The 21,723-nt window shown below is 60.4% G+C and carries 20 protein-coding genes; 9 read left to right on the top strand and 11 right to left on the bottom strand.

All coding sequences use genetic code 11. From position 1 onward, the window contains the following. Positions 1-37: 37 nt before the first annotated feature. From HY028_06860 to moaD, 5 genes are all read right to left on the bottom strand, one after another. Positions 38-2,518 carry an EAL domain-containing protein gene (locus tag HY028_06860; protein MBI3344556.1) on the bottom strand — a complete coding sequence of 827 codons (2,481 nt, stop codon included), beginning with the start codon at positions 2,516-2,518 and terminating at the stop codon, positions 38-40. A 3-nt stretch (positions 2,519-2,521) separates the two neighbouring features. Beyond that, positions 2,522-2,965, bottom strand: coding sequence for a response regulator (locus HY028_06865; GenBank protein MBI3344557.1), 444 nt, complete (start codon positions 2,963-2,965; stop codon positions 2,522-2,524). Between the two features lie 217 nt (positions 2,966-3,182). Beyond that, positions 3,183-5,384: a CHASE domain-containing protein gene (locus HY028_06870; protein MBI3344558.1), complete on the bottom strand. Its 2,202-nt coding sequence runs from the start codon at positions 5,382-5,384 to the stop codon at positions 3,183-3,185. A 102-nt stretch (positions 5,385-5,486) separates the two neighbouring features. After that, complete coding sequence (locus HY028_06875) at positions 5,487-5,924, bottom strand: molybdenum cofactor biosynthesis protein MoaE (GenBank protein ID MBI3344559.1); 438 nt, start codon at positions 5,922-5,924, stop codon at positions 5,487-5,489. Positions 5,925-6,035: 111 nt separating this feature from the next. Continuing rightward, positions 6,036-6,269 (bottom strand): molybdopterin converting factor subunit 1, encoded by a 234-nt coding sequence (gene moaD, locus HY028_06880; GenBank protein MBI3344560.1) that lies wholly within the window; start codon positions 6,267-6,269, stop codon positions 6,036-6,038. Between the two features lie 25 nt (positions 6,270-6,294). Between moaD and moaC the strand changes: the two genes are divergently transcribed. Then, the gene (moaC, locus tag HY028_06885; protein MBI3344561.1) at positions 6,295-6,768 is read left to right on the top strand and encodes a cyclic pyranopterin monophosphate synthase MoaC; all 474 of its coding nucleotides are present in this window, start codon (positions 6,295-6,297) and stop codon (positions 6,766-6,768) included. Between the two features lies 1 nt (position 6,769). On the opposite strand, the gene HY028_06890 is transcribed toward moaC, so the two are convergent. Beyond that, positions 6,770-8,902 carry an EAL domain-containing protein gene (locus HY028_06890; GenBank protein ID MBI3344562.1) on the bottom strand — a complete coding sequence of 711 codons (2,133 nt, stop codon included), beginning with the start codon at positions 8,900-8,902 and terminating at the stop codon, positions 6,770-6,772. Then, the gene (locus tag HY028_06895) at positions 8,899-9,858 is read right to left on the bottom strand and encodes an ABC transporter substrate-binding protein (GenBank protein MBI3344563.1); all 960 of its coding nucleotides are present in this window, start codon (positions 9,856-9,858) and stop codon (positions 8,899-8,901) included. The genes HY028_06890 and HY028_06895 overlap by 4 nt, the downstream gene beginning before the upstream one ends. 342 nt (positions 9,859-10,200) lie before the next feature. On the opposite strand from HY028_06895, the gene HY028_06900 reads away from it, so the two are divergent. Further along, positions 10,201-11,124: a cation transporter gene (locus HY028_06900; GenBank protein MBI3344564.1), complete on the top strand. Its 924-nt coding sequence runs from the start codon at positions 10,201-10,203 to the stop codon at positions 11,122-11,124. Between the two features lie 126 nt (positions 11,125-11,250). Here HY028_06900 and typA read toward each other — a convergent pair whose 3' ends face one another. Together typA and HY028_06910 are read right to left on the bottom strand one after the other, a co-directional pair. Continuing rightward, complete coding sequence (gene typA / locus HY028_06905; GenBank protein ID MBI3344565.1) at positions 11,251-13,071, bottom strand: translational GTPase TypA; 1,821 nt, start codon at positions 13,069-13,071, stop codon at positions 11,251-11,253. A 95-nt stretch (positions 13,072-13,166) separates the two neighbouring features. Then, positions 13,167-14,195, bottom strand: a complete 1,029-nt coding sequence (locus HY028_06910; GenBank protein ID MBI3344566.1) for a VIT1/CCC1 transporter family protein — start codon at positions 14,193-14,195, stop codon at positions 13,167-13,169. A 243-nt stretch (positions 14,196-14,438) separates the two neighbouring features. Between HY028_06910 and HY028_06915 the strand changes: the two genes are divergently transcribed. The 5 genes from HY028_06915 (at position 14,439) to HY028_06935 (ending at position 19,045) form a co-directional block, all read left to right on the top strand. Beyond that, positions 14,439-14,699: an exodeoxyribonuclease VII small subunit gene (locus HY028_06915; GenBank protein MBI3344567.1), complete on the top strand. Its 261-nt coding sequence runs from the start codon at positions 14,439-14,441 to the stop codon at positions 14,697-14,699. Between the two features lie 62 nt (positions 14,700-14,761). Next, entirely contained in the window at positions 14,762-15,634 is an 873-nt protein-coding gene (gene ispA / locus HY028_06920) for a (2E,6E)-farnesyl diphosphate synthase (GenBank protein ID MBI3344568.1), read from the top strand. Between the two features lie 87 nt (positions 15,635-15,721). Further along, positions 15,722-17,614: a 1-deoxy-D-xylulose-5-phosphate synthase gene (gene dxs / locus HY028_06925; protein MBI3344569.1), complete on the top strand. Its 1,893-nt coding sequence runs from the start codon at positions 15,722-15,724 to the stop codon at positions 17,612-17,614. 9 nt (positions 17,615-17,623) lie between these two features. After that, entirely contained in the window at positions 17,624-18,079 is a 456-nt protein-coding gene (gene queD / locus HY028_06930) for a 6-carboxytetrahydropterin synthase QueD (GenBank protein ID MBI3344570.1), read from the top strand. 132 nt (positions 18,080-18,211) lie between these two features. Beyond that, positions 18,212-19,045 carry a GTP cyclohydrolase I FolE2 gene (locus HY028_06935; protein ID MBI3344571.1) on the top strand — a complete coding sequence of 278 codons (834 nt, stop codon included), beginning with the start codon at positions 18,212-18,214 and terminating at the stop codon, positions 19,043-19,045. Positions 19,046-19,200: 155 nt separating this feature from the next. On the opposite strand, the gene HY028_06940 is transcribed toward HY028_06935, so the two are convergent. Both HY028_06940 and HY028_06945 read right to left on the bottom strand, forming a co-directional pair. After that, a complete protein-coding gene (locus HY028_06940; GenBank protein ID MBI3344572.1) occupies positions 19,201-19,842 on the bottom strand; it encodes a retroviral-like aspartic protease family protein in 642 nt (213 codons plus the stop codon). A gap of 20 nt (positions 19,843-19,862) precedes the next feature. After that, positions 19,863-20,207 carry a helix-turn-helix transcriptional regulator gene (locus HY028_06945; GenBank protein ID MBI3344573.1) on the bottom strand — a complete coding sequence of 115 codons (345 nt, stop codon included), beginning with the start codon at positions 20,205-20,207 and terminating at the stop codon, positions 19,863-19,865. A gap of 114 nt (positions 20,208-20,321) precedes the next feature. Here HY028_06945 and HY028_06950 point away from each other — a divergent pair, with 114 nt between their 5' ends. After that, positions 20,322-20,762 carry a group 1 truncated hemoglobin gene (locus HY028_06950; protein ID MBI3344574.1) on the top strand — a complete coding sequence of 147 codons (441 nt, stop codon included), beginning with the start codon at positions 20,322-20,324 and terminating at the stop codon, positions 20,760-20,762. A gap of 95 nt (positions 20,763-20,857) precedes the next feature. Then, on the top strand, positions 20,858-21,568 hold the full coding sequence (locus HY028_06955) for a type 1 glutamine amidotransferase (GenBank protein MBI3344575.1): 711 nt from the start codon (positions 20,858-20,860) through the stop codon (positions 21,566-21,568). Positions 21,569-21,723 lie beyond the last annotated feature (155 nt).

Here is a 21,723-nt window from a genome sequence, read left to right on the forward strand (position 1 = left end):
CTGCTACCGGTTAGAGTGAGGGCCTCACTCTAACCGATTACGCCAAAATTTTCATCTGGCCTGGATTAACGAGCAATGCGGATTCCCACGGTTGAGGGGCGCTGATGGCGTAACCCTGGGCATAGTCCACGCCGATCTTTTTAAGTTCCCGCAGTATGGTCTCGCTCTCCACCCACTCGGCGATGGTCTGGATACGCATCACATGGCCGATTTGATTGATGGACTCGACCATGGCGTGGTCTATCGGGTCGTTCATCATGTCCTTGATAAACACCCCGTCTATCTTGAGATAATCCACCGGAAGGTTTTTAAGATAGGTGAAGGAGCTTAGTCCGCTGCCGAAGTCGTCCAGCGCGAAGCGGCAACCCATGCCCTTGAGGGTCGAAATGAAGCGCATCGCGCGCGACAGGTTCGCAATGGCCGCGGTCTCGGTGATCTCGAAACAAAGCTGGGAAGGCGTCACGCCGGCCTGACTCAGCTCATCCACCACGAAATTGAGAAAGCGGTCATCGCACAGCGACTGGCCGGAAAGATTGATGGCGCAGGTGGCGAGGTCATTACCGGAACCGCGCCGGCTGAGCCATGCGAGCGCGCGGCGGATCACCCAGCGGTCCAGGGTGGGCATCAGGCTGTAGCGCTCCGCTGCGGGTATGAAGGCGGATGGCAGGGTGAGTTCGCCGTCCGGATCCTTCATGCGTAATAGGAGTTCATAGTGCGCCCCCGGCGCGGCGGCGGGATTCAAGGGCAGCATGGTCTGGTAGTAAAGACAGAAACTGTCTTCCTCCAGGGCCTTGTGGATGCGGCCTATCCAGCGCATTTCACCGCGTCGCTGCAGCAGAGCGGTATCGTTGGCCCGATAGACCTGCACGCGATTGCGGCCGTGGTCCTTGGCGACGTAACAGGCCGAATCGGCCGCGGAGAGCACATCGGTGAGGCTGCCGCTGTCGGAGGTGATGGCGACCAGGCCGATGCTCGCGCCGATCTCGAAGAGACGGTCTCCCCAGGCGAAGCGGAATTTGCCGATCGCATCGCGCAGCGCCTCGGCGATGCTGAAGGCCTTGTCGAGCGGGCAGCCTTCCAGCAGCACGCCGAATTCATCGCCGCCCAGACGCGCCAGCACGTCGTTTTCGCGCACCAGGCTGTGCAGCGTCCCGGCCAGCTCCTTCAACAATTGGTCGCCGGCGATATGGCCGCAACTGTCGTTGACGATCTTGAACTGGTCGAGATCTATATAACACATGGCGTGATGCCTGCCGTCATTCGCGGCGCTCTCCAGCGCCTGATTGAGATAGGTCTCAAACTCGCGGCGGTTGATGAGTCCGGTGAGGGAATCATGGCGGGCCTGATAGGCAATCTGGTTGGCCAGCACGCGGGCATGAGTCACGTCATGAAATACCAGCACCGCGCCGATGATATTGCCGCTGCGGTCGCGAATGGGGGCGGCAGAATCTTCGATGGCGAATTCCACGCCGTCGCGGCGCACTAGCACGGTGTATTGACTCAATGCCACACTGCGTTGCTCCCGCAGGCACACCGTGGCCGGGCATTCGACCGGTTGACGAGTGGTTTCATGCATGGCGTTGAACACCTGCAAGAGTGGCCGCCCCTGGGCCTCCGCGCTGTCCCACCCGGTGATCTCCTCCGCGATAGGGTTGAGATACGTGACAAGACCCTCCGCATCGGTGGTGATCACCGCGTCGCCGATGGATTGCAGGGTGACCTGGGCGCGCTCCTTTTCGTGAAACAGCGTCTCTTCGGCCTGTCTGCGCTCGGTGATGTCCTGAATGATGGCGACGAACACCGGCGCGGTTTCGGAGCGCGAGTATTGCAGCTTGGCTTCGATGGGATAGGTGGAGCCGTCCTTGCGCCGGTGTGTCGCCTCGAAACCGATCTGTTCTCGCTCCCCGCTCAGCAGCGGCGCGCAAAGGCGCGCGAAGCGCTCGGGGGTGAGGTTGGGCTTGATGTCGAGCGGCGTCATAAGCCGCATTTCCTCGGCGCTGTAACCGATATTGCACACTGTGGTTTGATTGACCTGTAAAAAGCGCAGCGTCTCGGGGTCGAAGATATAGATCTCCACCGGGGAGTTGTCCATGATTCTGCCCATGCGCGCCAGCATCTCCTCCGCCTGCCTGCGCTTGCGCCGCTCCACCGCCTCGCGCAGCTCGCGTTCGACCACGGCAACCAGCCGCGCCATGTTGGTTTTCAAGACATAGTCACCGGCGCCCGCCCGCATGGCCTCCACGGCGCGCTCCTCTCCGACGGTGCCGGAGACGATCACAAACGGCAGGTCGAGACCGCTCTCCTGCAAGATGCGCAACGCATCGGGGGCGGTGAAGCTCGGCATGCTGAAATCGGACAGCAGAATATCCCAGGGCTTGCTGAGCGCTCTTTTCAGCGCGGCGGCGGTTTCCACCCGTTCATACTCGAGCCGGTAGCCGCCGCGCTCAAGTTCGCGCACGATAAGCGCGGCGTCAGACTCAGTGTCCTCGGCGATAAGCACCCGTAGCATGGGTTTCATAGATTAAGACACTCTGGGAGGGGGCTCATTGATAAGCAGCCAGTACAGACCCAGTTGCCGCACTGCCTCTACGAACTGCACGAAATCCACCGGCTTGCGGATATAGCTGTTGGCGCCGAGACGGTAGCCGTTGATCAGGTCTTGCTCTTCTCTGGAGGAGGTCAGGATCACCACCGGTAAATAGGAAGTCACGGGGTGACCGCGCAGTTGCCTCAAAACTTCGAGCCCGTCTATCTTGGGCAATTTCAAATCCAGCAAGATAAGTTGCGGGAGGCCATCTTCGTCGCGTCCCTGATAACTGCCCTGGGCAAACAGATAGTCCAGCGCCTCCGCCCCGTCGCGCGCCACGATGATTTCATTGGCGATGTTATTTTTGTTGAAGGCGCGCAGGGTCAGCGCCTCGTCATCGGGGTTGTCCTCAACCAGCAGAATGATTTTCTGTTCCATAAAGGCGCCCATCGCAAACGCTTATAGGGAAACTCTGAAAAATATATCGCCAACCGCCAAGGCGCCAAGGTCACCAAGAAAAAAGGCTTGAATTTGTAAAGAAAAGTCTTGGCGTTCTTGGCGTCTTGGCGGTTCAACATGCATAAATCAGAGCTTCCTGCTGAAAGTAATTGAGACTCAGTCTCACAGCGTTAGCAGGCTGTTGAAAATCTCATTTTCAACAGCCTGTTAGGGTATGGTCGCCGAGGCTGAAATAGAAGGTGGCGCCCCGTCCCACCTCCCCTTCGGCCCACACCCGTCCGCCGTGGCGGGAGATAATGCGCTGTACCGTGGCGAGCCCGACACCATGCCCTTCAAATTCGGCCGCGGGATGGAGGCGCTGAAAGGGCGAGAACAGCTTACCGGCATAGGCCATATTGAATCCCGCCCCGTCATCGCGTACGAAATAGACGGCCCTGCCGTCCTCCACGAGCGCGCCGAATTCGATTCTGGCCTGCGGATGCCTGCGGGTAAACTTCCAGGCATTGGCGAACAGATTGGTCAACACCACCCGCAGCAGGCGCGCATCTCCGACGGTGCTCAGCGCCGGCGCGATGACGATCTCCGCCGCGCGCTCCGGATCGGTCTTGCGCAGATCGGCGGTGATCTCTTTGGCGAGGGGGCTCAAGTCCACTCGCTCGCGGCGCAGTTCGCTGCGGGTCACCCGCGCCAGTTCCAACAAATCGTCAATCAGCACGGCCATGTGCTGGCTCGCGCCGCGCACGCGCTGCAAATAACCGAGGGCGGCGGCGTCCAGCTGTGCGCCATAGTCCTCGAGCAGGGCCTGGCTGAAGCCGTTGATGGAACGCAGCGGCGCGCGCAAGTCGTGGGAGACCGAGTAGCTGAAGGCCTCCAGTTCCTGGTTGGCGGCGGCGAGCTCGGCGGTGCGTTCCTGCACCCGCTGCTCCAACTCCGTGTTCAGCATCTGCACATGACTCTCGGCCCGTTTGCGCTCGGTGATGTCTTGCAGTGTGCCCACGATGCGGACCGGTTTGCCGGCGGCGTCGGTGATGACCTCGGCATGGTGGTAGACGAACCGCTCCCGGCGATCGTTTGCGCCCAGGCGATGATCTATGCCGAAAGACTGTTGCGCGTTAAGCGCGGCATCCAGGTGTTTTTTGACCAGCGCCAAATCCTTCGGGTGTATCACATTCAGCAGGGCCTGATAATCCGGCGCCGTTGCGCCTCGCGTGAGGCCGCACAAGTCATATAATTCGTCCGACCAGCGCCAGCTGTAGTCGGCGAGATTCACCTCCCAACTGCCCATCCGGCCGATCTGCTGGGCGCGCGCGAGATTGGCCCGGTTTTCCCGCAATTCGCTGGCGATGCGCTGGTCCTTGATGCGGGCGTTTACCTGGTTACGGGTAATCCAGAACAGCAGCAGGCTGAGCGCTATCCCCCCGCCTAATACGATCCACGGCAGTTCCAGGTTGAGGTCCTGGTCGAATTGCGGCAGGGTGGAGAAGTGCAGGGTCCAGATATGGCCGGCAACCTCCAGCTCAGAGGTGCGGAGGAAACGCGCCCGGTAAGACGGATCCAGGGCATGCGCTACGCCGTCATCATCATAGAGCAGTGTGGCACGGTTCAGGGTGCGGCCGTCAAACACCTCAAAATCCACCTGGGGATGATTTTGTTTCAGGTAGATGTCGCGCAATAGCTCATGAGCGCGAAACACTCCGCTCACATAACCTTGCAAGGCATCACGCCGTTGCTGCACCGTGTCGAGGGCGGCGCCGTTGCGATAGACCGGCACAAACAACAAAAAGCCGGGTTGGTCATCCGGCCCCTCGACCAGGCGCGGAATTCTGCTTCCCAAAGAGGGGAGACCGGTATCGCGGGCCCGCGCCAGCGCGTCTAGGTTCATGGGCGCCTTCACATCGAATGCCAGCGCCAGAGGCGTAAAGGGCTCAATGAGTTCGATGGGAAAATAGTCCCGCGCTTTTTTATGCAACAAGCCGGTGCGGCCACTTTCTAGATCCCACGCACGATAGTCGCCCAGCCCATCGTGCTTGAGCCGCGCGTGAAACGCCTCCAAGGTCGCCGGCGTCTCACGGGGGGTGTATTGAATCGCAGCGAGCCCCGGGTAACGCCCGGCAACGTTAATAGTGCCGACATAGTTGCGAAACTCGGCGCGCGTTACCGACTCGCTTGCGGCGAACAGGGCGCGGGCGGCCCGTAAGACGTCTATGTAGCGATCCATGCGCCGCTCCAGCCAGACGCGCGTGGTCTCCACCGCTGCATCAAAGCGGACTTTGGCCTGGGCTTCCACCATCAGCGTGTCGCGATACGCCTCCACGCCGGTGACCAGCAGGCCGACCAGCAACACCCCATACGGCAACCACTGACGCAATCCTTTGGTATCGAATTTATTCAGTGGCATGGGGTGAGCGGCGGGCTTAGGAACGCGAACGCCCGCACAGGGATGTGCGGGCTGGGGCTTGGGCTAGTATCCGAAGTCGCGCCATGGATGGCTGAAAAGGGGCTAGGGGCCAGGGGTGTTGTGCTGCACCCAGCGCGTACCGTCGTCGAGCATCTCTTGTTTCCAAAACGGCGCGCGGTCTTTCAGTTCCTCGATCAGATAGCGGCAAGCGTCGAAGGCCGGCGCGCGATGCGTCGCCCATACCGCCACCAGCACGATGGGATCATTAGGCTGGAGCGCGCCGTAACGATGGATGATGAGGCTGTCCACGATGTCCCAGCGGCGCGCGGCTTCGCTGCTGATCGTATCCAGGTGCTTTTCCGTCATGCCTGGATAATGTTCCAGTGTCATGCTGCGCACGGAGTCACCTTCGTTGAGGTCGCGCATTGTTCCGACAAAAACGGCGCTGGCGCCATACTTGCCGGCGGGTAGTGTCTGGATTTGATACGCGGCCAGTTCGGCCCAAGGGTCGAAGGCTGTGTCACGCACAAAAATGGCCATATATATACCTCATAACTCACAGCCACAGGGGCTACGAGTGAGGCGTAAGGGGTGAGGAGTGAGGAGGAACACCACTTTAACACCTCACGCCTCACTCCTCACGTGCCTTTATCACCCACCCGTCACCGGCGGGAAAAACGCCACCTCATCGCCGTCATGTACCGCCTGCGAAAATGATCCATACTCCTGGTTGACGGCCGCCAGCAGATTGGGGGGTACGGGCTGAGCGCCACTCACGCGCCGCCAGACATCCGCCACGGTGAGCGCCTCATCGGCCGTGAGCGTTTCCTCCGCACGTCCCATGCGCTCGCGCAGACTGGCGAAATACTTTACTCTAATGGCCATTGTCAAAGTTTACCACTTACATGATATGAGCAAATTGACTCACCTCAACCAAGCCGGCGAGGCGCACATGGTGGACGTGGGCGACAAGCCCGCCACCCGCCGCCGGGCGCGTGCCGAGGGCCGCATCCGCATGAAACCTGAAACACTGGCCCTCATTCGTGAGGGCGGTCACGGCAAGGGCGATGTACTGGCCGTGGCCCGCATCGGCGCGATCATGGCCGCCAAGAAGACAGCGGAACTGATTCCGCTGTGTCATCCGCTGCCGCTTAGCAGGGTCGAGGTCGAGTTTGAGCTTAGGCCCGATGAGCAGGCGGTGTATTGCCGTGCCACCGTCGAGGCCACCGCTCAGACCGGCATGGAAATGGAGGCGCTCACCGCGGTCCAGATCGGCTTGCTTACTGTTTACGACATGTGTAAATCGGTGGATCGCGGTATGACCCTGGAGTGCATCCGCCTGCTGGAAAAGTCCGGCGGCCGCTCCGGGGAGTGGCGTGGGTAGACTAACCGGGGTTAATCTCCGCCGTTATTCCCGTGACGGCCAGGATCCCCACACGCCAAGGCGAGTCCTTCAGCCAGGCGGCAAACTCCACCGGCGCCAGGGCCTGGCTGATGTAATAGCCCTGCGCCATATCACAGCCCAGATCGTTCAGCATCTCCCAGGCCTCTTGCCGTTCGACGCCCTCGGCGACCACTCGCAGGCCTAGATTGTGGGCGAGGTCTATGGTGGAGCGCACGATCACCTCATCATTTTTGTCGGTAGACATGTGCATGACGAATGATTTATCAATCTTGATGGTATCAACCGGGAGCTTTTTGAGATACGACAACGAGGAGTAGCCCGTGCCGAAGTCGTCTATGGCGAGTCGCACGCCCATGGCGTCGAGTCGCGTCAAAATATTAAGGGCGCGCACCGGGTCGGTCATGATCGCGCTCTCGGTGATCTCCAGCTCCAGCCAACCGGCCGGCACGCTCCAGTTTTCCAGCATCCGGGCGATATTTTCGGCAAGCTGCGGTTCGGGCAGGTTGCGCGCCGAGAGATTGACGGCCACGCCGAGATCGAGACCGGCCTCACGCCAGCTCGCGCACTGGCGCAGCGCGGTATTGAGACCCCACTGCGTCAGGGGCTTGATCAACCCGGTGCGCTCCGCGAGAGGGATAAACTTGTCCGGCATGATGAGCCCATGTCGCGGATGACGCCAGCGCGCCAGGGCCTCGGCACTCACTAGACAGCCGCTCTTGAGATCTATCTTGGGCTGATAGTACAGTGCAAGCTGCTGGTTCTCGATGGCGTGACCGAATTCGCCGGTCAGGGCGAGCTGCGCCATGCTGTGCTGATCGTGCTCGCTGTCGTAGATGGCATAGCCCGTATTGGCGCGCTTGGCCACGTACATCGCCACATCGGCGCGCCGCACCAGGGTGGTGCCGTCGGCGCCGTGAGCGGGAAACAGTGCGATGCCGATGCTGCCGCCTATATCCAGGATATGCCCCTGGATGGGGAAGGGCGACTTGAGGGCGTCCAGTATTTTGCGCGCGGCCAGGACGGCCTTTTCGGCGTCCGCCGACGGCAATAACACGGCGAACTCATCGCCGCCCAGGCGGGCCACGGTATCGGATTTGCGCAGGATATCTTGCAGGCGCAGCGCGACCTGTTGCAGCAACAAGTCGCCCATATGATGGCCCAGGGTATCGTTGACCTCTTTGAAACCGTCGAGATCCATGATGAGCAGGGCGAGTGAGCGCGCCTGACGCTTGGCGCTCAGGATGGCCTGCTGCAAGCGGTCCTCAATCAGGGCGCGGTTGGGCAGATCGGTCAGCACATCGTGCAGGGCCTGATGTTCCAGCAGCAGCCTGCCCTCCTGCAGGCGCAGATTGTCGGCCTCGATCTTGCGCGCCATCTGATCGAAGGCCTGGCCGATGCGGGCCAGTTCATCGTTGCCGCTGAGCCCGGTCTGGGCGCTGAGATCGCCGGCGGCGAGGCGCTCGGTGGCCGTCACCACCTTCGCCACCCGGCGCGTCAGCGTAAAATGGAATATCAAGGCGAGCAGGCCGGACAGGACCATAAGTATCAAGGTGGATTTCAAGGCTTCACCCTCGACACTGCGTAGCGCGGCGAGTTTGCTCGCGCCGAGGTCATTGAGGATGAACAGGACCCCGACGCGGTTGGGGCGCAGGTCGCCCTGCCGGGCGCCGAGCAGGATAGGGTAGTAGCCCATCAATGAATTGCGGTCGTCGGACAACAGCACCGCGCCGGTGAGCGTCTGCTTGGCCTCGGCGATGAGCCTGGTATTGATAGCCGGGAAGACCTCTTGCATCGTCCGCCCTACCCAGTCCGTGCGGGTGGCGTACAGGATACGGTCTTGGTCGTCGCTCAGGAAGGCGTAACGCAGATCGGGATCGGAACCCATCGGGGTGATCTCCAATTGCACCCCGGCCTGATCTCCTGTTGCCAACAGGTGTTCTAATTCACGCTGTAGACCTGTCATCTCCTGCACCAGCTGCAGGCGCGCCGCATCTTCGAGCTTGACCATCTCGGCGTTGGTGTCGTGGCTCAGGGTATACATGCCCCAGACCACCGCAAACAGCAGCAGCAAGAGCGGGATGATGAAGCGCAGTGAAAAGAGCACCGGACTCATGGCGGGCTGTCCGGCAGATAGCGGGCTGTGAACAGGGGCGGCAGCGCGACGGGCTTATCCAAGAGATTTTGTTCGAGCAGAGTCTGCATCAGTTTTTGGGCGGGCGCCAACAGGTCCGGAGGGGTGCGGCCGAGCAGCTTGCGGTTTTCCTCAATACCGGGAATGCGCAGACCATTAAACAAGAGGCCGACCTCCGCAGTGTTAACGGCGAGTCGCTTGGTCATGCGTTGGCTGCTGTTGTTGGGGTGTTCTTTCATATACTCCAGGCTGCTGAACCAGTTCGCTATTAAACGCCGCACCTGCTGGGGGTGTTTATCTATATAGTCCTGCCGCACCACCAGGACGTCTACGATCTCTCCCGGTATTTGACTGCTGTCAAACAGTTGCCGGGCGCCTTGCGCCAGCAGACGGGTACGGACCGGCTCCATGGTCACCAAGGCGTCCACCCGGCGATCTTTGAAGGCCTGTTCTTGCCCAGAGACCGGCATAGATACGACGGTTATCTCATTGTGGCTGAGCCCTGCGAATTGCAGCGCCCGGGCCAGCACATAGCCCCCCAGCGCGCTGCTCTCGGCGCCGACGCGCCGCCCCTTGATAGCCCTTAATTCTTTGATCTCGGGCCTGGCCAGGACGACGTCGGCGCCGTGAGAGATATCCATCACCAGCACCACGCGCGCAGCGGCGCCGTATTGCAACAGAGACAGCGCCTCATCCAGGGTCAGGGCTGCTGCCTCGATCGCGCCGTTACGAAAGGCGCGTGAGACCTCGGTCGCCGAGGTGTACTCCACCAGCCTTACCGGCGTGGCGTCGAAATAACCCAAGTCCCTGGCGAGATAAAGCGGTTCGTAACCGGGCCAGACATTGGTGCCGATACGCAGCGGCGGCTCAGGCTCGGGGGTACACCCGAGGAGCACAAATAACAAAACCGCCCAACCCCGCCACATCCGTGCCTGCATGAGCCACCCTCGGGTTAGCTATAAAGTACAGGAGGTGCTGCGTACTAAGAAAAATACGCGCAAACATTGTACCTTTTTGCATATATCGTCAACTATCGGATTTTCTTGAGCGAATCGGCCCTGGCCCATGGCCAGCCAAGGCGGATACTGATAGATTATAAAGTCTCGCAGCTATCGCAGGTCACATTGCGCAGCTACGTGACGACTGATAAAAAACTCACCGCTGAGAACGCAGAGGTGTTTGGGGTGTCTTGAAATAACACATCTCCTCTGTGTCCTCAGCGGTAAAGTCTTTTCACCCGCGGACATCATACTATGCATAGCCACGATCATTATGCAGCAATGGAAAAACCGGTGGTTGCGGGAACAGACCATCATGGCCACTCCCATGCGCGCGGCGAGGGGAACCGCCGGTTGCTGGGTTATGCGTTCATAGTCACGCTGCTGTTTGCCGCCGTAGAGGGCGTGAGCGGCTGGTGGGCGGGTTCGCTGGCCTTGCTGGGTGACGCCGGCCACATGGTGAGCGACGCCAGCGCCTTGGCGCTGGCCCTGCTCGCGGCCTGGGTGGCGCGCAGCCCTGTGTCGGCGCGCCATTCTTACGGCTTGGGCCGGGCCGAGGTGGTGGTGGCTTTGTTTAATGGCTTACTGATGCTGGCCATCGTCGCGGGCATCGTGGTGTCGGCGATTGAGCGTCTGCGCGCCCCTACTCCGGTCATGGCCGGCGCCGTCATCGTGGTGGCGGCCTTGGGTCTGCTGGTCAATCTGGCGGTGGCTGTTCTGCTCAGCCGCGGCGAGCAGACCCTTAATCTGCGCGCCGCGTTGCTGCACGTGATGGCGGATCTGCTCGGCTCGGTCGCCGCGCTTGCCTCGGGCGTGGTGATTTATCTCACCGGCTGGGCCGCCATAGACCCTATCCTGTCCCTGTTCATCTGCGTATTGATTCTCTACTCCAGCATCCACCTGCTGCGCGAGGCGCTGCACGTCATCATGGAAGGCGTGCCGCCGGGTCTGGACTTACCGGAGATCGGCTGCGCGCTTGCGACGGTTAAAGGTGTGCGTTCGGTGCATGACCTGCACATCTGGACGCTGTCTTCGGGCATGGTCGCGCTTTCAGCCCACATCATGGTGAGCGACCTCGCGCACTGGGAGGAAACATTGGCCGGACTGCGCACGCTGCTGCACGACCGTTACGGCATCGAACACGTCACCCTGCAGCCGGAGCCGACGACGCATATCTTGAGGCCGTTGAAATACCCGCAAATGTAATTTATCGCAGAGGACGCAGAGAGGAACGCAAGCAAAAATACACAAACCGCGGAGGACGCGGAGAAATAAGGTCAAAAAGATTCAGCTTTCCCCCCGCGTCCTCCGCGGTGACGATTTTAATGCGGTTTAAGCCGCCGAGGCTCGCGACGCCTTCTTGCGTTCATGTTCCAACAATAGCCGCTTGCGCAAGCGGATGAAATGCGGCGTCACCTCGACCAGTTCATCGTCGTTGATGAATTCCAGCGCCTGCTCCAGCGACATGCGCACCGGCGGCACCAGGACGACGTTCTCGTCGCTGCCCGCGGCGCGGAAATTGGTGAGCTGTTTGCCTTTGAGTGCGTTGACGACGAGGTCATTGTCGCGTGAGTGCAGACCGATAATCATGCCTTGGTACAGTTCTTCCCCGTGGCCGATGAATAACCGTCCGCGTTCCTGCAAACTGAACAGCGCGTAGGCCACGCTCTTGCCCATGTCATTGGAAATCAGCACGCCGTTGTTGCGCTCGCCGATGCTGCCCTTTTTGAGCGGGCCGTAATGGTCGAACACGTTGTGCATGAGGCCGGTGCCGGAGGTGAGGGTGAGAAAATCGGTGCGGAAGCCGATAAGGCCGCGCGTCGGGATCATGTACTCGAGCCGCACGCGGCCCTTGCCGTCGGGCAGCATGTTGGAGAGATCGCCCTTGCGCATCCCCAGCGCCTCCATCACGCCGCCCTGGTGCCGCTCTTCAACGTCCACCACCAGCGACTCGCAGGGTTCGCACAGCACGCCGTCGATTTCTTTCACGATGACCTGGGGGCGGCCTACGGCGAGTTCATAACCCTCACGGCGCATGTTCTCGATCAGGATGGATAGGTGCAACTCACCGCGCCCGCACACACGGAATTTGTCCGGGTCTTCGGTATCCTCGACGCGCAGCGCCACATTGTGGATCAGCTCGCGCTGCAGGCGTTCACGGATCTGGCGGCTGGTGACATACTTGCCGTCCTTGCCCGCGAACGGCGAGTTGTTCACCTGGAAGGTCATGCTCACGGTGGGCTCGTCCACCACCAGCGCGGGCAATGCCTCGACCGCAGTGGGATCGCACAGCGTGTCTGAAATCCCCAGGCCCTCGATGCCGGTGAAGGCGATGATGTCGCCGGCCTCGGCCTCGGGAATCTCGATGCGCTCCATGCCCATCAAATTGAAAAGCTGTAGCACGCGCCCGTTGCGGCGTTTGCCCTCGTGATCCACCACCACCACCTGGGTGTTGGTCTTGATGCGCCCGCGGGCGATGCGTCCGATGCCGATGACGCCCACGTAGCTCGAATACTGGAGTGAACTGACCTGCATCTGAAACGGCCCTGCCGGGTCCACCTGCGGCGGCCTCACGTATTTGACGATCGTTTCAAACAGCGGCGTCATGTCGCCCTCGCGCACCCCGGCGTCGAGGCCGGCGTAACCGTGCAGCGCCGAGGTGTACACCACCGGGAAATCCAATTGTTCCTCGGTCGCGCCGAGGTTGTCGAACAGATCGAAGGTCTGATCCAGCACCCAATGCGGACGCGCGCCGGGACGGTCCACTTTATTGATGACCACGATGGGCTTCAGGCCGAGCGCAAAGGCCTTTTGCGTCACGAAACGGGTCTGCGGCATGGGACCGTCCACGGCATCCACCAGCAGCAGCACGCAATCCACCATCGAGAGCACCCGTTCCACCTCGCCGCCGAAATCGGCGTGGCCGGGTGTGTCTACAATATTGATGCGGTAGTCGCGCCAGCGCAGCGCAGTGTTCTTGGCGAGAATGGTGATGCCGCGCTCGCGCTCCAGATCGTTGGAATCCATGACGCGCTCGGTCAGCGCGGCGCGCGCGCCAAAGGTTCCCGACTGCTGCAACAGCTTATCCACCAGCGTGGTCTTGCCGTGATCCACGTGGGCGATGATGGCGATATTGCGTAAATTCTCTATCACAGTGACATCCATACTTAGCAAAACCAAACATTATACACTGCAATAGTTACCGGACGCCACCATGTTGATATATGGACATATTCAAGCCGTAAGCCCTACCCCCCGAGCAGCGCCCCGATTGAATAAGCCGCCACCCCCGCCCCGCCGCCGATCAGCACCATCCGCAAACCGCCCCACAGGGCCTGTCTCCCGGTGAACAGGCTGAGAGTCGCTCCCACGGCGAACAAACTGACGGCCGCAAGTCCTGCGCTCACGGAAACCGCTGCGCTCAGGTGCAGTAAAAACGGCAGCAAAGGGATTACGGCGCCGATACCAAAGGAGAAAAAGGAGTAAAACGCGGCGCCCCAGGCCGAGCCGAGGTCGTCGGGGTTGAGGCCCAGCTCCTCGCGCGCCAGGCTGGCGAGGGCGTGCTCTGGGTTGCGGATAATGTCTTGCGCGAAGCTGCGCGCCTGCTCCATGTCCGCCCCGCGCGCGTGGTATATGAGCGCAAGCTCCTCGGCCTCTTCGTCCGGGTACTGTTCCAGTTCCTCGCGCTCCAGGCCGATCTGGTATTCGTACATCTCCCGCTGGGATCGCATGGAAATATATTCGCCTGCGGCCATGGAAAGCGCGCCGGCGAGGAGTCCGGCCACACCCGACAACAGGATGAGCTTGGGATCGCTGATCGCCCCGGCCACCCCGAGGATGAGACTGGTATTGGAGACCAGCCCGTCGTTCACGCCGAATACGGCGGCGCGCAGATTGCCGCCGCTCCCCGCTCCCTTGTGGCGATGGCCGAAGTCCTGCACCGAGGTGGGCATGACATGTCCTACGGCTCCAGGAGCCCCTGCATACACAGAGAGGCCGCGAATCTTGATAGCGGCCAGCACCGGCCGGATGGCGCGCGGGCCAAGCGTGCGGATCAGACTCGCAACCACTCTTGTCCGCAGCGACGGATGAAACTCATGGGGTGGCGCGCCGCCGTGCCGCGTTATCTGCTCCGCCCAGATGCCCGCCTGCGCCCCGGCCGCCTCGCCTAACCGCTTGAACAGCCTGCCCTTGACGGGGTCAGCCTCCACCTCCGCCAATACCCGGTAGAGATAGGCCGACTGCATTTCCTCAGTCCAATTTTCGAGTGCTGACATGATTGCTCTCTCCCCCTGGCAAATCAGACCGATTGCGCAAGATCTATGGTCGTGGACGTTGGCGCAAACGTAAAGGTGAGGCTATGATACGACTATTAGGGAACCTCTGACTTAATCAGAGGTTCCCTAAATATAAAAAAGCATACACCGCAAAGGCGTAGAGAGATACGATCTTCTGTATTGACTTCTCCTCTGCGTCCTCAGCGGTAAACTGTATTTATGGAAGAATCCGAGAGCGTCACCATGCCGAAAAAAGCCAGTCTCGATTTTGAACACGCCCTCAAGGAACTGGAGGCGCTGGTAACGCGCATGGAGAAAGGCGACATCAGCCTGGAGGATTCGCTGAAACATTTCGAACGCGGTATCGAGCTGACCCGCGCCTGTCAAACGGCCCTGAAAGAGGCCGAACAGAAGGTGCAGATCTTGATGGAAAAAGACGGCGCGCTTGAGGCCCAACCCTTCGACAGTGCTCAGGACAGGCCCTTCGAGAACCAAGAGGAATAGCTCTGGTGCCTCGGCATGTCCATCCCGTTAACCTGCCGTCCAATGATGCCCTCGACAGCCTGCTGAACAGTTATCAGCACAGGGTCGAACAGGCCCTGGAGCAACGGCTGCCGGCTGTGCAGCGGCGCCCTGCCGCGCTCCATCAGGCCATGCGCTATGCCGTGCTGGGCGGCGGTAAACACCTTCGGCCCATCTTGGTCTATGCCTCCGGCGCGTGCCTGGGTGCGGAATTGGAAAGCCTGGACGCGCCCGCCTGCGCGGTCGAGATGATCCACGCCTATTCGCTGGTGCATGATGATCTCCCCGCCATGGACAACGACGACCTGCGCCGCGGCAAGCCCACCTGCCACAAGGTGTTTGGCGAGGCGACGGCTATCCTCGCGGGCAACGCGCTGCTCACGCTTGCCTTTCAGATCCTCGCGCAAGCCCCGACCTTGACGGTGAGCGCCGCCACCCGTCTCAAGATGATTGGGATCCTGGCCGAGGCGTGCGGATCACACGGTCTCGCTGGCGGTCAGGAAATGGATCTCGCGGCGGTGGGTAAGACTCTGTCGCTCGCCGAGCTGGAACACATGCACCACCACAAGACCGGCGCCTTGATCCGCGCCAGCGTGCTGTTGGGCGCCTGGTGCGCGGCCGAGTTTGATAGCGCCCTGCTGGAGCGGCTCGACCGCTACGCGCAGGCCACCGGCCTCGCGTTTCAGATCCGCGACGACATCCTCGACGAAGAGGGCGACACCGCCACCCTCGGCAAGACTCAGGGCGCGGATCGCGCCCGCAACAAGCCCACCTACCCCGCGATCGTCGGCATGGCCGAGGCCAAGCGCATGGCCGATGAGCAGCGTGACATTGCGCTCGCCTCAATCAAAGATCTTGATCCCCGCGCCGACTCCTTGCGCTGGATCGCGGATTATATTGTAGAGCGCCGCAGCTAGATCCTCGTTCCTTCCCCCGCAAGCGCCCGCTTGCAAAACCCGCGGCGACCCTCCATCATCAACAATTTATCTCATTGAAACCGCCTCATGACCGATCCGTTACTCCCCCGCATCCATAGCCCGCACGATCTGCGCACATTGAGCGAGGCGGAGCTGGTCGCGCTTGCCGCCGAGCTGCGCGCGTTTCTGATTGAATCCGTGGGGCGCACGGGCGGCCATCTCGCGGCGGGCCTGGGGACGGTCGAGTTGGCGATTGCCTTGCACTACGTCTACGACACGCCGCGGGATCTGCTGGTCTGGGATACCGGTCATCAGAGTTATCCGCACAAGATCCTCACCGGCCGGCGTGAGGCGATGGCGAAGCTCAGGCAAAAAGGCGGGATCGCGGGCTTTCCCAGCCGCGGCGAAAGCCCTTACGACACCTTCGGCGTAGGTCATGCGGGCACCTCTATCAGCGCGGCGCTGGGCATGACGATGGCTGCCAAGACGCGGGGCGAGGACGAGCACAAAATCGTCGCGGTGATAGGCGACGGCGCGCTCACCGCGGGCATGGCCTTCGAGGCCTTGAACCATGCCGGCGATCTCGGCGCCAATCTGCTGGTGATCCTCAACGACAACGACATGTCCATCTCGCAGAACGTGGGCGGCATGTCCAACTATCTGGCGCGCGTATTGTCGGGCCGGTTTTACGCCTCGGTGCGCGAGGGCGGCAAGAAGGTGCTCGCGGGCATGCCTCACATCGAAGAGCTGGCGCGCCGCGCCGAGGAGCACATGAAGGGCATGGTCACGCCGGGCACCCTGTTCGAAGAGCTGGGTTTCAATTACATCGGCCCGATCGACGGCCATGATCTGCACAGCCTCATTAAGACCCTGCGCAATCTGCGCTCGCTCAAGGGTCCTCAGTTTCTGCACGTGGCCACCCGGAAGGGCAAGGGCTATTCGCCCGCCGAGGCGGACCCGTGCGGCTATCATGGCGTCACCGCCTTTGATCCCGAGAGCGGCGAGCCGCTCTCCGGGCCGGGCGGCAAGCCAAGCTATACGCAGGTATTCGGCGACTGGCTGTGCGACATGGCGGCGTGCGATGAACGCCTCGTCGGCATCACGCCCGCCATGTGCGAGGGTTCCGGGCTGGTGGAATTCGCCAAGCGTCACCCCCAGCGCTATTTCGATGTGGGCATCGCCGAGCAGCATGCCGTGACCTTTGCCGCCGGTCTCGCCTGCGCGGGCTTAAAACCGGTCGTGGCGATCTACTCGACCTTCCTGCAGCGCGCCTACGACCAGCTCATCCACGACGTCGCCTTGCAGAATCTCCCCGTGCTGTTCGCTATAGACCGCGCCGGACTGGTCGGTCCCGACGGCCCCACCCACGCGGGCAGTTTTGATCTTTCCTATCTGCGCTGCATCCCCAATATGCTCATCATGGCGCCCAGCGACGAAAACGAATGCCGCCAGATGCTCTATACCGGGTTTTTGCACGACGGCCCCGCGGCGGTGCGTTATCCGCGCGGCGCGGGTCCGGGCGCCGCCGTACAGGCCGCCATGCAGGCGTTGCCCATCGGCAAGGCGGAGGTGCGCCGGCAGGGTAAGCGGCTGGCGCTGCTGGCCTTTGGCGGCATGTTGAAGCCGGCCCTGGATGCCGCCGAACAACTGGATGCGACGGTGGTCAATATGCGCTTTGTGAAGCCTTTGGACGAAGCCTTGCTAACCGAGATCGCCGGTCGTTATGAGCTGCTGGTCACTGTTGAAGAAAACGCGGTGGTGGGCGGTGCGGGCAGCGCGGTGAATGAATGCCTGATAAGTCAAGGACATAGCACGCCCCTCCTGCACCTCGGCCTGCCTGATACCTTTATCGAACAGGGCGCCCGCGCGGAATTGCTCGCGGGCTGCGGCTTGGACGCTGAGGGCATCATTCGGGCGATTGATGCCCGTTATGAGACAGAACCACAGGCTTTCCCGGCGGTCAAAACCATAGTAAAATAGTCAACAATTATGGCCGCCCTGTACACCCTCAAGATTCTGACCGATTTCGCCAGCGCCCACACCCTGCGTGACTACCCCGGCGACTGCAGCCGCATGCACGGCCACAACTGGAAGGTGGAGGTCGAGGTCATCGCGCGGCACTTGGATGAGGTGGGCATGGGCTTGGATTTCAAGGTCATCAAAGAGGCGACCCGCGCACTCGCCCAACGGCTCGACCATCACTATTTGAACGACATCGAGCCGTTTGACAAGGTCAATCCGACCGCGGAAAACATAGCCGCCTATTTTTATCAGGGTCTGTCGCAGCGTCTCAATAATCCGCGCGTGCGGGTGAGCGCCGTCACGCTGTGGGAGACGGATCGCGCCTGCGTGCGTTACAGCGACGAGGCGGTCGAAGGGGAACCTCTGATTAAATCAGAGGTTCCCGCGATACAGGGATGTATTGCCATTACTCAATCGCATTAAGCGATTGAGTAATGGAGAAAAACGAAAATCGCATTTTTCGTTTTTCGTCTCTGAAAAATGTCATGGATGACTTTTTCAGAGTTCCCAAGAAGTCAAACCAAGGCGGGCGCGCGTCCAAGAGGATACAGCCGTATGAAAATCGCAACCAAGCCGGACAATATTCTCCCCATCGCCGACGTGCAGGGAACCGCGGATACGCGCCGCATCGCCATCAACAAGGTGGGCATCAAGGACATCCGTCACCCGGTGCGGGTGCGCGACCGCACCGGCGGCGAGCAGCACACCATCGCCAACTTCAACATGTACGTGAACCTGCCGCACAATTTCAAGGGCACGCACATGTCGCGCTTTGTGGAGATCCTCAACAAACACGAACGCGAGATCTCGGTGGCCTCCTTCAAGGACATGCTGCACGAAATGACCGAGCTACTGAATGCCGAATCCGGCCACATCGAGATGAGCTTCCCTTATTTTGTGAATAAGGCCGCGCCGGTGTCGGGCGTGCAGAGCCTGATGGACTACGAGGTGACGTTTACCGGCGAGGTGGTGAATAAAAAAACCGGCCTTACCATCAAGGTACAGGTGCCGGTCACCAGTTTATGCCCCTGCTCCAAGGAAATCTCCCGCTACGGCGCGCACAACCAGCGCTCGCACGTCACCGTGCAGGTGCGCATACAGGGGTTCGTCTGGATCGAAGAGCTGATAGACATGGTCGAAAAACAGGCGTCTTGCGAGCTGTACGGCCTGCTCAAACGCCCCGATGAAAAGTACGTCACCGAACGCGCTTACGACAATCCGAAGTTTGTGGAAGACATGGTGCGCGACATCGCCGCCGTGTTCAATCAAGATGAACGGATTGAAGCCTATGTGGTGGAATCCGAGAATTTCGAATCCATCCACAACCACTCGGCCTATGCGATGATCGAGCGGGATAAGATAGTGGAGGCGGCCGCTTTGCCGCATTAGCTGTCGTAGGTCGGTCAAGCCTGTCCTGGGGAAAGATGCGATAGCCCAGTCCAGTATAGAATACATAAAAGACCTCACCGCGGAGGACGCGGAGAGTAAATTAAATTATCTTTGATCTTACTGCTCTGCGTCCTCTGCGGTTATATTAAATTAATCTAATTCTTCTTTCGTAATTCCATTATTTTTTCTTTGTGCTGAATCTCCAGTTTTCCCAGGAACGACATACCCAGCAACACCTCGGTGGGGCTGTCGCCGGCGATGACCGCAGCGTCAACATCGCGTAACTCGATCTCACCGACCTTGACCTTGGCGAGTTTGATCATAAAAGCCTCCGCCATGCCTGAGGCGGTGTTCACCGCCGTGCGCTGGCCGTCGAGACGGTAGCTTAGCCCCAGCCGTTTAGCCTCGTTGGCGTTCATGGCGATGAAGGTCGCGCCGGTATCCAACAGAAAATTCACCGGCAGGCCGTTGATGCTGCCGACCGTGGTGTACATGCCCGCCGGATTGGGATAAACCTGAACGGCGGTGTGTTTGGACGCGGCGAGTCGAGTGTTGACCTGGCTGCCCAGCGGATAGCTGCGGCGCTTGCCTTCCACCTCCAGCACCGCGCCGTTGCTGCTGGCGGATATGAGGGTGACGCCCTCCGGGCTGGTTTGTCCCGGCGCGAGGCTGCGTTGTTTGCCGTTGATGCTGACCACGGCCTTGTCCTTGAACAGCCCCAGCATCATGATGTCACCCGCCGTCGCCGGCAGGCTGCTGAGCGCAGCCAGTATTCCCGCTATCTTGATAAATCGCATGTCTCTCCCTACGGCTTGTGTCAGCCCCGCGAGCCGGCTTCCTTCTCCAGCTCCTCGATGGCGTCAAGGATAGATACAAATCGCGTGCCAAAGGGGGTCAGTGTGTATTCGACGTGCGGCGGGATTTCGGGAAACTCACTGCGCCGGAATATCCCGTAGGTGACCAGCTTACGCAGGCGCTGGTTCAACACCTTGGGCGTGAGCCCCTCCACGCTGCGCTCCATCGCGCCGGGCCGATGAACTCCTTGGCGCACCAGTTGCAACACCGTCAAGGACCATTTACAGCCGACGACATCCTCGATGATTCTGCTCACGGGCGGTTGTTTCGCGGCAGGCTGCAAAATTTTTTTAACGTTTGCGTTCATAAAGATGCACCGAAAAGTACCTATCCCACCAAAGAGTGGTTACTTATCACACGGCTCGAAACGGATTATGTTTGCGGCCTCAAGTTGGTTTATAACCTATAGGAGGACATCGTGATGTATAACGTCAAAAGATTCAAGCCGGTGATGCTGCTGCTGGTGCTGAGCGTGGGCCTGGCGCCTTATGTCTATGCCGCCGGGAGCGCCAGTCTGTATGACCGGCTGGGCGGCAAGAAGGCCATCAAGGCCGTGGTCGCGGAGTTTACGGGTATTGTGGGCGGCGACCAGCGCATCAATCACTACTTTGCCAAAACCGACCTCACCCATTTTAAGGCCATGATGGTTGACCAGATCTGTGAAGGCAGCGGCGGCCCCTGCAAGTACAAGGGGCGTGACATGAAGACCACGCACAAGGGCATGGCCATAACCGACGCGGATTTTAACGCCGTGGTCGAGGATCTGGTCAAGGCATTGGATAAGTTCAAGGTGGCGAAGAAGGAGCAGGACGATCTGTTGGGTATACTCGGCCCTATGAAAGGAGATATTGTAGGTCAATGACGCAGGCGCCGGCCGAATAAATTCGGCCCTACCCTATGAAGGGCGACATGTCGTAGGGCCGAATTTATTCGGCCGGCAATGTTATGGAGTCTTGAGTGAAACCGCTGCGTATCTTCCGCCATTTTCCCACCGAAGGGCCGGGTTATTTCGCGCATTTTCTGGATCAGCGCAAAATCCCGTATGAGCTGATCCGCATTGATGCGGCTGAGGATGTCCCTCCACGCCTGGAGGATACTTCCGGCCTGGTCTTCATGGGCGGGCCGATGAGCGTCAACGATGACCTGCCATGGATCAAGCAAGAGCTCGGTCTCATCCGCCGCGCCGCTGAAGCCGGACTGCCGCTACTGGGGCATTGCCTGGGCGGGCAGCTCATCAGTAAGGCGCTCGGCGGCGAGGTGACTGTCAATCCCGTCAAAGAGATCGGCTGGCACCCTGTGCAACGCGTCGAAAATGAGGCGGCACGAGACTGGCTCGGAGATTTGCCTGAACACTTCGAGGTATTTCATTGGCACGGCGAGACGTTCACATTGCCCGAGGGCGCCGCGCCTATCCTCACCAGCCGCTACTGCGCTCAGCAGGGTTTCGTGGCGGGCAACATCCTCGCCCTGCAGTGCCATGTCGAGATGACGGCGGAGATGGTGGGCGAATGGGCGCGCGCGGGCGGAAAGGAATTGTTGGCCGGTACGCCGAGTGTGCAGAGCGAAGCGGAGATGGTGCAAGACCTGTCCGCCAGGATAGACGCCTTACATAAAGTCGCTGAGGTGTTTTATACGCACTGGTTGCGCTCTTTAGAGCTACCAGTATAAGTTTCTGTCACATTTCGCGTGGGCGAGGGGTGTGAGGCGCGCATAAAAAATTTGTTGAGAATGCTGGACATAGGCAAGAAAAGCGTTAAACTCACCTATAGCGGACGTGACCGACCGGGCCTATAAGGGTTTCTTCACGGGCGCTTAGTTTGGAG

The organism is Gammaproteobacteria bacterium (genome assembly GCA_016195665.1).
Taxonomy (GTDB): Bacteria; Pseudomonadota; Gammaproteobacteria; order SURF-13; family SURF-13; genus JACPZD01.